Genomic DNA, 13,542 nt, shown 5'->3' with positions numbered 1-13,542 from the left:
GCGCTGCGCGTCACTGGTCCATTGCAATCTTTCACAGGAGACATCCATGCACACGACCTTCCACGCTCCGCTATCCCGCCTGCTTGCTGTTGCCGCGGCCGCGACGCTGCTGGGGCCGGCTGCTGCCATCGCGGCCGACCGTGTGGCGCTCGAACGAGACGCACGCAACGCCTATCAGAAGCTCATCGCGTCAGCCCCGGCCGCGAAGGCCCTTTCCAAGGAAGCAGTTGGCGTGCTTGTGTTTCCGAAGATCACGAAGGCCGGTCTCGTCGTCGGCGGCCAGTACGGCGAAGGAGTACTGCTGAGGAGCGGCAAACCGGCGGGCTACTACAAGAACACGGGTGCATCGTACGGGCTTCAAGCCGGCGCGCAGCAGTATGGCTATGCCATGTTCCTGATGAACGAGAAGGCACTGAACGCCTTGAACGAGGACAGGGGATTCGAGGTTGGCGTGGGCCCCAGCATCGTGGTCGTGGACCAAAGCATGAGCAAATCGATGAGCACCACGACGATGAGCAACGACATCTATGCCTTCGTCTTCGGCCAGACAGGCCTCATGGCCGGTGTGGGCCTGACCGGCAACAAGATCGCACCACTGAACGATTGATCAGGGTGCGGCAATTGACCCGATTCACAGAGAGAAATCATGCCGCGCCGGAAGATCTCACCCTCGTGGCTGGCAGCATGTTTGCTGCTGCTCGGCGGCTGTGCCATCCGCCCAATCAATCCACCGATCACCCATGCCGACGGTAGCGCCGGCTACCGTTTCGAGACGCGCCAGGCGCAGGTCAGGGACAAGGAAAACCTGGTCATTCTTGCCTTTTCGGGCGGTGGGACACGTGCTGCCGCATTCTCGTATGGTGTCCTCGAGTTCCTCCGGCGTACCGAGGTCGTCGGGCCGAAGGGCAACAGGGGGCGCCTGCTCGACGAGGTCGACGTCGTTACCGGCGTGTCCGGCGGCAGTTTCACTGCGCTTGCCTACGGACTTTACGGCGACAAGTTGTTCGACGACTACGAACAGCGCTTCCTCAAGCGCGATGTGCAGGGCGAGATCATCGCTCGCACTCTGAGCCCAGCCAGTTGGGGAAAGCTGTGGTTCACGGGCTGGGGCCGCTCTGAGCTGGCTGCCGAGCTGTACGACGAAATCTTGTTCAATGGCGCCACCTTTGGTGATCTGAACCGTGGAAAGGGGCCGCTGATCCTGGCGTCGGCGACCGATATCTCCACCGGATCCCGGTTGGTCTTCCATCAGGGCGTTTTCGATGTCCTGTGCTCAGACCTGAATGCTGTGCCTCTCTCGCGCGCCGCCGCAGCTTCTTCGGCGGTGCCCGTGGTGCTCTCTCCGATCACGCTCAACAACTACGGCGGCACCTGCAATAACACCCTCCCTGCCTGGTTGAAGATGTTCACCGACGCTGACAAGCTGCCGCGGCCGGCTGCGCGAGCCATACGCACGCTCAAGTCGATGCAGGCCTTCGGAGATGGCGTCAGCCGACCGTACATCCACTTGGTTGACGGCGGCGTATCGGACAATGTGGGCATGCGCGGCGTGCTTGATGCGCTGGAAGTCCTCGAGTCCTTGCGCGAAGCAGGGGTGCCGACACCGCTCGATCGCGTGCGCCGGATCATTCTCTTCATCGTGAACTCGTTGTCCTTGCCTCCGACGAAGTGGGACGAGTCCGAGTCTCCGCCGGGCAGCGTGGAGATCCTGTTGAAGGCGAGCGGCGTTCCCATCGATCACTATTCCTATGAAGCAGTCGAGCTTCTGAAGGATACGGCGACGCGGTGGCAGACCATGCGCCGGATCCGAAGCTCGGGTGCGATGGAGAACAACAAGGACCCGGAGATTGCGGCCGCGATGCGGGTTCCGGACGCCGAGATCTATGCCATCGACGTGTCGTTCCCCGCACTGAAAGACAGGGCCGAACTGGACTATCTGAATCAACAGCCCACTTCGTTCGTACTTCCTGCCGAGGCTGTGGATCGCCTGCGTGCCGCGGCCGCAACGATCATTGCGGAGTCGCCGGAGTTCAAGCGTCTGCTGAAGGATGTGGGAGGCAAGCTGGTCACAGAGCAACCGTGAGAGCACGGGGTCTTGAAATATTGACAAAGGCGCAACAATCATGGAGGGGACAGATGCGCTGCCCTCATTGAAGGGAGGGGAGAAGCAATCATGCAACCCTTGGGCTTCGTCTCGCGGTCAGCACGGTCGGCTTGCAGAACTTCGCCCCATAGCGCATCGCCGTCTCCGACGACGGCGTCATGCTCCAGGTCGGGAACGGCGTCAATGGGCTATGACGAGGCCCCACGGTACTCTCACCAAGAGGCACGACGAAGCAGATCTCAATGTCTGGACTTCGCGCACGGCAGCAAGACTGGAAGGTCGTCTTCCCGCCCTCAAGTTGAAGCGACGGCCCAGCCCAGGCCGGCGCCGGGCGTCGGCGCTCGTCAGGGCGGCGCTCCCCGAAGTAGACGGCCGCGGAAGGCGGCGCGGTGCAGCGCCAGCACGGGCAAGTAGTGCGAGTGTGTCTATCGAGTTGGATCGAGCAGTCGAACCAAACCCAAAAGACCGCCTGCTCCGGGAAAGCGGCGGTCGAAATTATGCAGACCGGATACGCGGCTCAAGCTTCCAGTTTCGGCGGAGGTGCGATCCACGTTGCTTCCAGCGCCTCCTCCTTCGGTGAGTAGAGGTGCATGTACTTTACGAAGGGACCTTTCGATGCGGGCAGCCAGTTAGCCTCCATCGCTTCGTCGGGCTTCGTTATGAAGAAGAAAGTCGCCCGGGCAACTTTCCCTTCATCAATTGCCTGTGCATGCCAGCGCAGTCGACCCAAGCGTCGGCATTCCTTGCTCAACAGCCGTGCTCAGCGGGTGACAGCTGGCTACCAGCGAATGTCTTGCCGGCGGCTTGTTGTGCGCCCACAGCGAAGGTCGGCTATCGAGCAGATTGAGCGATGGCGGCGAACGACCGGTCCTGGCCCGAGGGCGGCCGCCCAACGCGTGCCACGTGCGCACCCCGATCGCAGGGCCGCGGCGGAGGATTTCGCTGCACGCTGAAGGCCGACATCCATCAGGTCAAACCGCGCAGCGCGATGGGCTTGATCTTCAGCCGTTGGGCGTTGCGGCCAAGGACGTCATCGAGCGTCGCCATGCGCTTCGCGCCTGCGGCTTCGGCACACGCTAGGTGGAGCGCGTCGCCGGCACGCAGCGCACTCGCGGCATCCAGTACCAGCTCGGCCGCTCGATGAAAATGCGCCGGCTCAACCGGTAACAGCCGCAGGTCTGCAGCCACCATGCGTTCAAAGCGCGACCAGGCGCCTTGAGCGTGCTGCACGTCGATCGCGCCGGTGCGCTGCTTGATGCCAAGCGCGCTGGCGAACTCCGGAATGCACCAGGCCGCGGCGACGAGGTCCGCCTTCTCGCTCGAGTACCAAGCGGCGGCGGCCGCGCTGTGGGCCTCATTCACAAACAGAGGCACGAGCACGCTGGTGTCGACGTAGACCATGTCAGTACCTGGCATCGCGGCGTACTTCCTCCATCACGGGGGCGCTCATCGGCATGGCTTTGCGCGCCTCGGTCAACTCGAGAGCGAACGCCTTGCGATCCCACTGCGCCGGCCGGATCGACAGGGCGCCATCCACGGTGATCTGCGCGTCGACGGTTGCGCCTTCGTGCAGGCCGAGCCGGCGCACGACTTCGGACGGAATCCGAAGGGCTAGGCTGTTGCCCCATTTTGCCACTTGCAGGTCCATGATGTATATCCCTTTATGGATATACATGCTACTCTCTGACCGCAAGATGTCAAGCGGGGCGGGCCTGAACGTCCGAAACGTTCTCGCGCCGCACTGTGGGCCAAAAGCACGGCCCCGGCCGCAGCCGTGAGATCGGTCGCCGCACATTGGCGCATGAGTCTTCGAGGCCCAACGCATAGAGATCCAACTCCTCGACGAAGGCACCGACGACTCGCACCGGGTTATCCTCGCCGATGTAGTCGTCAAGGCACTCTGGAAGCAGAGTGACCTGCTGACGGTCCTGGCCTTATGAATCGCTTCATGGGCCACCTCGCTCAGACGGGTTGGCTCAATATAGGGGACCATCAATGGAGATTCCACACAGGCTCGGCCGGATGCAGTTGGCCACCCTAGCGCCACGCTGGATTCAAAAGGTCGATTCCTGCACCTTGCACTTTATCCAGGGGCCACCTGGGTGACCTTCGCCATTCCACATGAGCAGGGCAACGCTGGCGTCTGCATCGTACTCGTAGCAATATCGGCGTTAGTAGCCGCAGGCATCGAGGCCAACAACCAAGGCTGTCGTGAAGTTGAATTGCCTGATGCCGCAGACCTCGCGGCCAAGAGTTCGCGAGTCGGAATAGCCGGCTGCTAACAGCATCGAGGTCAGGTCTGAGCCTGTGCTGCTTGGTGTCGCAAGGTCACGCATCGTTCAAGAATACTAAGCCGTCAGGCCTCGCTGCAAGGTTGACCAAGACCTCCGCTCTTGGGCCGCATTGTGCATGCACCGCCACGGGGTACTGCGCTGGATCTTGGTTCACTCGCCTCCAAGGTCCAGGCGCGGCTCAGGTCCGATCCTTTGCTGTGCGTACCGGCGGCCCGGCGGACGCGCTGCCTCAAGGTTGGCCGCGCCCGACCATCGCAGTTCATCAGCGATTCTCCAAACGGAACATTCGATGGGTGGATCGCAGCGCCTGCATGGCTTGAGTAGTCCGCGGACCTACACCGAAAGTGCAGCGGACAAGAGCCCTCGTGCCAAAGATACTTTCCACTCCAACTCAACTGTTTCGGCCACGAATGGAAACTGGAAAGCTCCTCGTGATCGTGGAGATCGCACAGGCCAGGCGCTTTGCCTGTCAGGCGCCCGGCTGTGGTCGAAGCACGTTTCGGCAGCTGTACCTGGTGGTTCGCAGCGGAGAGATCGTCGTTCTCGGCGCCGGCTGCTTTCGCAAGATGCAGGGCAGCGAAGCTCCAGTACGGCCGCTGTACGCGACGCCTCCTGTGCGTCGGCTTAACGAGAGGGAGTGCCGGTTGCTCGCGCAGGATCCGGCCCGGCTGATCGCCGAGATCGAAGCGCAACACGTGTTGCCCTCACGCACATCCCTGGCGGGCCCGCAGTCCGGCGAGATAGCGGCGCGTGCCCGGATTCCTCGCCTGCCGGCCTGGACGAAGCTTCAATTCGGCGCGCAGGCAGAAAGAGACGTGGAGGCGAGATACGGCCAGCGATCCGGCCTCAAGGGCTGGCGCTCGCTGGTTGACCTTCGCATCATGGAGCTCGCGAACGGCGTGAACGATTCGAGCGCGTAGTCTTCATCCAGACCTGACCTGACCTGACCTGACCTGACCTGACCTGACCTGACCTGACCTGACCTGCAGGATTTCGCATCCGGATCGTCGGGCCCAGAGGGGAGTTGCGCCGGAATGCTATGGTGCAAGCTGGTCGCGAAGGGACGAGCCGCTCGATCGAATACCGGAGAATGGCGAACGACGCGGCTGCTGAAAGCGCGCCTGCGCTTTTCCAGGATAGACATGAAAGTCGCGACATTCAACGTCAATGGCATCAAGGGGCGGATGCCACGTCTTCTCGACTGGCTCCGGGAGGCCGAACCGGACATTGCCTGTCTGCAGGAGATCAAGACGGGCGACGCGACTTTTCCGCACGAAGCGCTGGAAGCCGCGGGCTACCACGTCGTCTGACCGGCAGCGCGGGCCATCCGACGACATTTTGAGCATCAGTATCTTCATGAGGCCGGCCCAATAGCTCGGCTGCACGCGCGGCCCGGGATTCTTTGCGACCCATTCGCCTGGCCAATTCGAGACGCGAAACTTCAGCGTCTCATGAATGCAACGGCACATCTGTTCCCGCCGTCGATCGGCTTGAACGGGCTTTTGTTGGAGGTCCGGGCTGAGCACGCCCTCCAGCTACAGGTGGTGGCCCCCGGTGCTTTCGCAGGAGTTCGAACATCTCCTGGGTGCAAGGCGTGAGCAGGACTTCGTGTCGGCCGGGAGCATCCTCAAGCCGGCACCATCGAGGGGACCGACAGAGGCCTGAACTGCCCTGGCGCCTCAGGAATGCAAGCGCCAGGAAAGGCCAGATGCGCAGTCGTCGCCCTGGTCACGGTACCAACGAGGCCCTCGGGCGCAGCGACAATGCACCCATGACCCAAGGCAAGCGCATCTCGGCAGACATCAGCGACGACGCCTTGCATGCAATCCGTGAATTGGGAGCAGCTGCAAGGATGGCACGATTGGCGGCCGGGGACGGCCAGACCGCCGCGGCCGTGCGCCTCGGCGTCCATGTCCAAACCATCGGCCGTATCGAAGCGGGCGAGCCGGGTGTCGCCATTGGGCACGTGCTTGGCCTGCTCTCGCTTTATGGCATTGGCGTGCGGGCGCAGCCGCCGGAGGGCCGCTGAGCCATGGTCCGGTTGCAGAGGGAGCGCACCACCACGGTCCTGCACACGCTTTCTAACGGGGTGAGGCTGCTCGCCATTCCCATGCCGCATGTGCAGAGCGTCAGCGTCGGCGTGTTCCTGCGTGTGGGCTCCCGCGACGAGACGCCGGCCACCAATGGCATCGGCCATGTGCTGGAGCACATGGCGTTCAAGGGGACCACCACCCGCTGCGTTCAGGCCATCAACCTGGATGCGGAGCGGCTGGGAGCAGACGTCAACGCGTTCACCGGCAAGGACACCACCGGCTACTTCATGACAGGACTCGGCCGGCACGCGCAGCAGCTGCTGCGCATGACCGCTGACATCGTCTTGAACAGCACATTTCCCGACAGTGAACTGCAGCGCGAACTGGAAGTGATCCGCCAGGAGGCGATCGAGTACGAGGAGGATCCGCAGGACAGCTCCAGCGATCTGCTTGACCGCGCCATCTGGGGCGCCGACCCGATGGGCATGCCTGTGATCGGCACCGCCGACAACATCCAAGGCTTTACCCGGCACGACCTGGTCCGCCACGTGCAGGCCCACTACGCCGCGCAAAAGACGGTCGTCGCTGCAGCTGGAAACTTCGACGTCGAAGCCTGGATGGCGCTCGCCGGGGAACTCTTTGCAGCGATGCCAACATCGGCCGACCCGCCCGTGTCGCCACATCCGGCGCCCGCGAAGTACGTCGGCCATGCGCTGGGCCGGCGCTTCACCCAGGTGTCGCAGGTGTTCCTGAACCTGGCCTACCCGCTGGCTCCCGCGCAGCTGGAGGAGATTTCGCAGCAGCGCTGGCGCGTCGCGGCGTCGCTGGCAGCGAACTTGTTCGGAGGTGGTATGTCGGCGCCCCTGGTGGACACAGTCCGGGAGCAGCTCGGCCTGGCCTACACGGCCGATTCCACGCTGGACACCGGGGACGTATGGGCCAACTTCGTGGTGCGTGCAGTCACCACGCCGGACAAGCTGGATGCGCTGGTGGCGACGACGGGCGGCCTGCTGCGTGCGCAAGCGGCCACTATCGATCCGGTGCACCTGGAGCGCGCGAAGAACCAGCTGATCGTGTCCCGCGTGCGCGCAGGGGAGCGCAGCTACGCGACGATGGAACATGCCGTCGAAGAGCTCTTCGCCAGCGGGACCGTGACGCCGGTGGCCGAAGCCGTCGCGATGATCGACGACATCGAAGCGGACGAAGTGCTGGTCGTCTTCGAGCGGATGCTGGCCAGCCGCCCGGCGCTGGCGATTACGGGCAAGAGCGCCAGCGCACGAACCGCGCGGCACCTGGCAGCGCGCCTTTCTGCCTGACTGCGCGGGCACGGCCGAGCCGAATGCTTCAGCTGGCCCGCAACGCGCTCGGCCCGCTGGGCCTGGGCTCGGGGCGATGGTGTCCGTCGCGCGGCCGCGAGGGGACTCACGACGGCCCCTTCAGCCCGGTTGAACTATCGCTGCGATGCCGAGGTGGCTTGGAACAATCTCAGCGCGTCCTGGGCCGCTCGAATGCGGCGAAGAGCGGGGCGGCGCGCCTGATCCGGCGTACGGCGTCTCGTGCGACGAGGTACGCCTCGATCTCCTTCTCGCTCATCACCCGAAGGGCCCTCGGCGCCCGGGCACGTCGTTGCGCGTAGCCCGACACGGCAGAGCCAGATCCGAAAGACATGATCCACTCCTTTTGGGCAGTTGGCTGAAGAAGCTCATGTGCCATCGGGTCGGCGGGACGGCTTGATCGCTTCGCGTGCGCGCTGCGCAGCGATATGCAACCAGCTGCCCTTGGCGCAGCCTCGCTTCTGACGACCCTCCGGGTAGTGAATTCGAAGCAGCTCGTCGTTCCCCTTCTGCGTGATCGCAACGACCCTGGCGACGCGCTCGGGCGGCTCGTCGATCAGCGCGAGGACCAGGCCGGCCTGGCGCAGGACCCTGATCGCGTCAATGTCGTCCGGCGCCGTAAACGACCTCGGCAGGGGGGAGCTTGCGATCTGTCTCAGGAATTCAACGGACATGACACCTCCTCTGAACTTGGCGCGCGAAAGAATAGTGCCTGCCTGCAAGATTTCAAGTCAGAAACGATCGACGCTCTTGTCGGTGCCCGGCTGACGAAACCCGCGGCGTCGCTCGAGCGCTGCAAGAGGGCCGTAGAGGTGGACGATCCAAACCATCTCCTTCGTCTTGCCCCTGAAGGCTTCGAGATCCACGACGCGCGGATCTTGCTCGCCGTGCGCACGGGACGCGTGGAGGGAACTGCCGTTTTCGGGTGAACCAGACTTGGCTGGAGCCGGGTGGGTGGTGACGATTTCTGGTGAGGCCGAGCCAATACTGATCGCTTTGGCGAGCCTTCCCATGTAAGTCCGCGCCGAGTTCCTCGGATGGGTGGCTGTGCTCTGGAGGAGGACTAGCAGTTTCCCTTCTTCGCCTGTCCGGGTGGGCATTGCTTTCCGTACCCACCGCCAGACTTCCCTGGCCCGTCAGGGTAGACAACGCACCCGCCGAGTACGGCCGTTGCGAGGAGTACTGCGAACAGCTTCTTCATGGAAGTCCTTTTAGCTCGTGAAGTGTTCGAGCCTACCTGAGCCTCGCTGCCGTGTCGTGAGGGCGCGCCCGCGGCGTTGCCCAGCTGCGTGCTCTGCAGGCTTTCCGATGGCCCGACCATCGTCGTGGCCAACCGAGCTGCGGACGGCGACACAGGCGTCTACAACTACGCGGTGCCGGTGAATGCCCCCGCTCGTGGCCCCCTATGTAGCGGCGCCCGTTGCCCTGGTCCTTGCAACGAACACGGCTGCAGCTTGCAACTACGTGGTTGAAGCACGGAGACGGGTTCGGTGAAGACGGCGTCCTCGCCGGCGTTGGCGGAAAGCCCGACCTTCGCCACCAGCTTCACCCTGCCCTGGGTTGACTCGAGCGGCGCCCAGATGACCCTCACAACTCGGATAGTTGCCTCCGCGACTCGGTGGAGGAACCCATGGGTAGCTGAACGGCCGATTGTGAGGGATCTGCGTGACTTGTTTGGGACAGGCACTAGGCGGATCTACAGCGCAGGCTTGTTGCCCGGAAGCTGCGTAGGGCGAGGCCGGACGCTTTGACGCCAACCCCGGCGCAGGTCGGACAGACAGGCCTTTCAGTCGTGGTCGTCCGGATGAGGAGAGTTTTGAGCGTCCTCGGATTTGACAGTGCCTTCTTCGACGTGCACCTCGGCCACACGGGCCTGTGCTTCGTGGCGCGCCTGCTCCAGCAGGGCATCTGCCTCGGCTTCGGTGGCTTTCGGCGGCGTGGATGGATTCATGGCGAATTCCTTGAAGAGAAATCAATCGGGAAAGCAGCCTAGGCTCCGGCGGCTAATGGACCGTGTAGGAATGCGCCGCGGCGCAAGCGAAGCAGTGGGTTTTCCACCCAACAAAGGCGGCAGCGCTGCACCGCTCCTCAACGGCCATTGCAGGGACGCGGACCCTGAGGTGGGCTGAGTGTCCGCGCCGGCGGGGCCGAAGCCGGCTGTTCCGGCAGGAGACAAGCCGACGTGACCAACTCGCACCTTGTCCTTGGGCGAGCGCGCCTGCCTGCACTCAGCGAAGCACACCTGTCCAGCGGAGTTTGAGCTGCCGAAAATCCTAGGCCAGGATGAAGTTTGACAGTAGGAGATGCTTGACCCGGCGTTCCATTCTTTTCCTCTTGTGACTTCCGAACACCTGGTGGTTGCGCCGGCAGATTGCACATCACGGGGCTGGGCGCAGAGCCCCACGCAACCCTGCAACGTGCCGTTCACCACGCCCTGAACGTTCGGACAGGCTTTTCACCATGAACTCCATTCCTAGTTGCCAGGCTGCACGACCTGATCTCGCGGTTGATCGCGCAGCCAACGACCGCTTTCCGGCAATCATGACGTCCGCAGGCGAGCTGCAATTGTCCCCAAGCTGCCCAGTGCTCGTGGTTGCTCGCCGCGACCAGCCCGTCTCGGCTGGCGGGATTGACAATGGGCTGCCGCGCTGCAAGTTGCATCGAGCGCATGTGGGCTCGCGGGCGATGAGAACCAATCGACAGCTGCTCGACTGTCTGGCTACTGCAATGGCGGGGCAGGGCGTAGGTGCAGCGCAACTGCAGCCTTCGGATCTGGAGCTCACGACGATTTACTGCGCAGGCGTTGCAGAACTGGCTTTCCATGCCTCACGAGCGTTCGCAGCCACCGGAAAGCGCAACTGGTGCTCTCCGAAGAGACTTGGAGCGTCTTGAATGCGTCTCTCAAGCTGCGAGGCGCCTTGAATGCCGCAATGGTCGTCAAGCGACTGGGAATGAGCCAGGAGCATGTGGTCGTGTGACCTGAGCAGTTCAATCGAAGCTTTGAACTGTAAGGGCGGAATCGGCAGAGGCACTGCACACGTCCCGCCACCGAGGTCGGCTCTCGCCAGTTGTCGCTGGAGCGCTGGCCGAGGCTCTTCATCAGGACCCGGTTAAATGGATCGTTATTTCGGCGCTCGAAAATGCACCTGAAGGTGCGTGCAGAAGCAGGATGCGTGAGTACTTCTTCGGGAATCGAGAGCAGCCCGCTCACACTTGAGCAGCGTAAGGAGCGGGTATACGTCGTTGCGACGCAACATGCGAGCACTGCGACATGGCAATCTGAAAACCTTAGGCCTCTGAATGCGTCGTATGGCTTTGCGACTGCGGTGCATCATCGTGGAGTAACAACTTGTCAGTCGGAGACTCTCACGATGAATTCAGGCCTTGGCGGTACTCAGTGCAATGCAGCGCATGCTCAACACCAGCGTAAAGTGGGTCGGCAAAGTTCCGGCTCGACGAACCAGGGGCACGCGCTCCCTCTTTCGGCCATCGCACTGGCGGTCGCCCTTGTAGCCGCAATGCCGCAGCAAGCGCGTGCCGCGAACTACACGGCCTCCACTGAAACCGAACTCCGCAACGCCATCACGACCGCGAACGCCGATGGCGACCCGAGCTCGACGATTACGCTGATCGGCGACATCACGCAGATGAGCGTGTTCAATTTTCCAACCGCCACCAAGGCGCTGACGATCAATACCAACGGGCACGCGATCTCGGGCTTGGATCGCCCGGCGACCGGCGTTCCCAACGGCACGGTTGGAGGCCTTGTTGGAGGATTCAACGGCGTGACGTTCACCAACTCGGGGGCGCTCACCGGCGGCGATGCAGAACCGGCCGTCAGCACCGGCGCCGGGGGGTTTGGGCTGGCGCTCGTCAACAGCTCCCTGACGAACAATGGAACAATCACGGGCGGAAGAGGGGGGACGAACCTGGCTAATGTGACTGCAGGCAGCGGCGGGGCCGGCGCCCAGGTCACAGGCGGTAGTCACGTCAACCATGGCACGATCCGGGGCGGCAGTGGAGGTCTCGGCTCCACCGGTGCGTCCTCCGGCGGAACTGGCTTGTCGCTTAGCAATGCTTCGTTGGTCAACAATGGGCTGATCGAAGGAGGTGCGAGCACCGGCAGCTCCACGATCGGTGGGAGCGGCGTCGTGATCAGCGGTGCCACCACGGCCACACTGACCAACACTGGCACGATTCGAGCGGGCTCGGGCGGTGCACCCGCCACTGGGGGAAATAACACCCGCAACGGTGTCCAAGTAAATGCCCCAAACACCACGATCATCAACAGCGGCACGATCGAGGGCGGGAACGGAGGGAAAGGCGTCGGAACATTTTCCTTTTCCGGCATCGGCAACCTGTCCATTGTGAACAGCGGCACCATCCGGGCTGGCGCCAGCCAGGCCAATGCCATTGAGTTCTTCACGGCAGCAGGCGCCATCAGCGTGCTGGAGCTGCATGCGGGATCCGTGATCGAAGGCAATGTGCTGGCGAGCGCCATCGGCGTCAACGACACCCTGCGGCTCGGCGGCGCCGCCAACGCCAGCTTCGATGCATCGGCCATCGGCAATACCGCCCAGTACCGCGACTTCAACATCTTCCAGAAGAACGGCACCAGCACCTGGACCCTCACGGGCGCGACCACGGCACTCACCCCATGGCAGATCCTCGGCGGCACCTTGTCGGTCTCGAGCGACGGCAGCTTAGGCAATGCTGCAGGCGCGCTCACGCTTGATGGCGGCACATTGCAGAGCACCGCCGCCTTCGGCTCCGCACGCGCGGTCACCCTCAACAGCGGCGGCGGCACCTTTCAGACCGATGCCGACCTGAGCCTGGCGGGCGTCGTTGACGGCGCAGGCGCATTGACCAAGACCGGCGCGGGTACACTGGTGCTCAGCGGCGCCAACACCTATGCCGGCGGCACGACCATCGCAGGTGGCACCGTGGCGGTGTCGAGCGACGGCAATCTGGGCGCGGCTTCCGGCGCGCTCACCTTCGACGGCGGCGCGTTGCAGAACACCACGTCCTTCAGCTCGGCGCGCGCAGTCACGCTCAACAGCGCCGGCGGATCCTTCCGCACCGATGCAGATCTGGGCCTCACCAGTGCTGTGGCGGGCGCAGGCGCGCTGACAAAGACGGGCAGTGGCACCCTGGCTCTGAGCGGCGCCAATACCTATACCGGCAGCACGAACATCCAGGCCGGCACGCTGGCGCTGACCGGCGCGGGGTCGATCGCTGCCTCCGGCGGCGTCGCGGTCGAAGGCACCTTCGACATCTCCGGGCTGAGCGCAGCCGGTACGAGCGTGACGGGCATCAGCGGCAGCGGCGCGGTCGCGCTCGGCGCGAAGACGCTGGCGCTGACGGCGGCCAGCGGCGACTTCGGCGGCGTGATCTCCGGCACCGGCGGCCTGCGGGTCGCCGGCGGCACGCAGCGCCTGACGGGCACCAACACCTACAGCGGCGGCACGTCCATCGACGGCGCGAGCACGCTGCAGATCGGCAACGCCGGCACTTCGGGTTCCATCGTGGGTGACGTCGCGAACAACGGCACGCTGGTCTTCAATCGCTCGAATCGCATGGACGTCGGCGGCGCCATCTCGGGCTCGGGCAGCATTCGACAGATCGGCGCCGGCCTGACGAACCTCGGCGGCAACAGCGCCGCCTTCACCGGCACCACCACGGTGGAGGCCGGCACCCTGGCCGTCAACGGCATCCTCGGTGGCACACTCAACGTGCTCAGTGCCGGCCGCCTGCAAGGCTCCGGCACCGTCGGCAGC

15 protein-coding genes and 1 pseudogene are annotated in these 13,542 nt (G+C 63.8%); 8 read left to right on the top strand and 8 right to left on the bottom strand.

Annotated features, from left to right (window positions below; translation table 11 throughout):
- Window positions 1–46 precede the first annotated feature (46 nt).
- Window positions 47–607: a lipid-binding SYLF domain-containing protein gene (locus tag ACMGEZ_RS26485; RefSeq protein WP_436825259.1), complete on the top strand. Its 561-nt coding sequence runs from the start codon at window positions 47–49 to the stop codon at window positions 605–607.
- Window positions 608–646: 39 nt separating this feature from the next.
- Window positions 647–2,083 (top strand): patatin-like phospholipase family protein, encoded by a 1,437-nt coding sequence (locus ACMGEZ_RS26480; protein ID WP_436825258.1) that lies wholly within the window; start codon window positions 647–649, stop codon window positions 2,081–2,083.
- Window positions 2,084–2,621: 538 nt separating this feature from the next.
- Here the strand turns inward: ACMGEZ_RS26480 and ACMGEZ_RS26475 are convergent.
- From ACMGEZ_RS26475 to ACMGEZ_RS26460, 4 genes and pseudogenes are all read right to left on the bottom strand, one after another.
- Window positions 2,622–2,834, bottom strand: a complete 213-nt coding sequence (locus tag ACMGEZ_RS26475) for a hypothetical protein (RefSeq protein WP_436825257.1) — start codon at window positions 2,832–2,834, stop codon at window positions 2,622–2,624.
- A gap of 236 nt (window positions 2,835–3,070) precedes the next feature.
- Window positions 3,071–3,505, bottom strand: a complete 435-nt coding sequence (locus tag ACMGEZ_RS26470) for a type II toxin-antitoxin system VapC family toxin (RefSeq protein WP_436825256.1) — start codon at window positions 3,503–3,505, stop codon at window positions 3,071–3,073.
- A gap of 1 nt (window position 3,506) precedes the next feature.
- Window positions 3,507–3,752 carry an AbrB/MazE/SpoVT family DNA-binding domain-containing protein gene (locus ACMGEZ_RS26465; RefSeq protein ID WP_436825255.1) on the bottom strand — a complete coding sequence of 82 codons (246 nt, stop codon included), beginning with the start codon at window positions 3,750–3,752 and terminating at the stop codon, window positions 3,507–3,509.
- Between the two features lie 160 nt (window positions 3,753–3,912).
- Window positions 3,913–4,054 (bottom strand): annotated as a pseudogene (locus ACMGEZ_RS26460) (IS5/IS1182 family transposase); the annotation flags it as partial.
- Between the two features lie 775 nt (window positions 4,055–4,829).
- On the opposite strand from ACMGEZ_RS26460, the gene ACMGEZ_RS26455 reads away from it, so the two are divergent.
- The 4 genes from ACMGEZ_RS26455 (at window position 4,830) to ACMGEZ_RS26440 (ending at window position 7,747) form a co-directional block, all read left to right on the top strand.
- On the top strand, window positions 4,830–5,318 hold the full coding sequence (locus ACMGEZ_RS26455) for a hypothetical protein (RefSeq protein ID WP_436825254.1): 489 nt from the start codon (window positions 4,830–4,832) through the stop codon (window positions 5,316–5,318).
- Window positions 5,319–5,540: 222 nt separating this feature from the next.
- A complete protein-coding gene (locus tag ACMGEZ_RS26450) occupies window positions 5,541–5,708 on the top strand; it encodes an endonuclease/exonuclease/phosphatase family protein (RefSeq protein WP_436825253.1) in 168 nt (55 codons plus the stop codon).
- Between the two features lie 461 nt (window positions 5,709–6,169).
- Window positions 6,170–6,427 (top strand): helix-turn-helix domain-containing protein, encoded by a 258-nt coding sequence (locus ACMGEZ_RS26445; protein ID WP_436825252.1) that lies wholly within the window; start codon window positions 6,170–6,172, stop codon window positions 6,425–6,427.
- Window positions 6,428–6,430: 3 nt separating this feature from the next.
- Window positions 6,431–7,747: a M16 family metallopeptidase gene (locus ACMGEZ_RS26440; protein ID WP_436825251.1), complete on the top strand. Its 1,317-nt coding sequence runs from the start codon at window positions 6,431–6,433 to the stop codon at window positions 7,745–7,747.
- Window positions 7,748–7,916: 169 nt separating this feature from the next.
- Here the strand turns inward: ACMGEZ_RS26440 and ACMGEZ_RS26435 are convergent, their stop codons facing one another.
- The 4 genes from ACMGEZ_RS26435 to ACMGEZ_RS26420 form a co-directional block, all read right to left on the bottom strand.
- Window positions 7,917–8,099 (bottom strand): hypothetical protein, encoded by a 183-nt coding sequence (locus ACMGEZ_RS26435; protein ID WP_436825250.1) that lies wholly within the window; start codon window positions 8,097–8,099, stop codon window positions 7,917–7,919.
- 34 nt (window positions 8,100–8,133) lie between these two features.
- The gene (locus tag ACMGEZ_RS26430) at window positions 8,134–8,439 is read right to left on the bottom strand and encodes a hypothetical protein (protein ID WP_436825249.1); all 306 of its coding nucleotides are present in this window, start codon (window positions 8,437–8,439) and stop codon (window positions 8,134–8,136) included.
- A 57-nt stretch (window positions 8,440–8,496) separates the two neighbouring features.
- On the bottom strand, window positions 8,497–8,778 hold the full coding sequence (locus tag ACMGEZ_RS26425) for a hypothetical protein (protein WP_436825248.1): 282 nt from the start codon (window positions 8,776–8,778) through the stop codon (window positions 8,497–8,499).
- Window positions 8,779–9,551: 773 nt separating this feature from the next.
- Window positions 9,552–9,716 carry a hypothetical protein gene (locus ACMGEZ_RS26420; protein ID WP_436825247.1) on the bottom strand — a complete coding sequence of 55 codons (165 nt, stop codon included), beginning with the start codon at window positions 9,714–9,716 and terminating at the stop codon, window positions 9,552–9,554.
- Between the two features lie 509 nt (window positions 9,717–10,225).
- On the opposite strand from ACMGEZ_RS26420, the gene ACMGEZ_RS26415 reads away from it, so the two are divergent.
- Together ACMGEZ_RS26415 and ACMGEZ_RS26410 are read left to right on the top strand one after the other, a co-directional pair.
- Window positions 10,226–10,657, top strand: coding sequence for a hypothetical protein (locus tag ACMGEZ_RS26415; protein WP_436825246.1), 432 nt, complete (start codon window positions 10,226–10,228; stop codon window positions 10,655–10,657).
- A 248-nt stretch (window positions 10,658–10,905) separates the two neighbouring features.
- The coding region (locus tag ACMGEZ_RS26410; protein WP_436825245.1) for a beta strand repeat-containing protein at window positions 10,906–13,542 on the top strand (2,637 nt) is incomplete at its 3' end.

The organism is Variovorax stachyos (genome assembly GCF_051400855.1).
Taxonomy (GTDB): domain Bacteria; phylum Pseudomonadota; class Gammaproteobacteria; order Burkholderiales; family Burkholderiaceae_C; genus Variovorax.
This window is presented reverse-complemented; position numbering and strand designations above follow the sequence as displayed.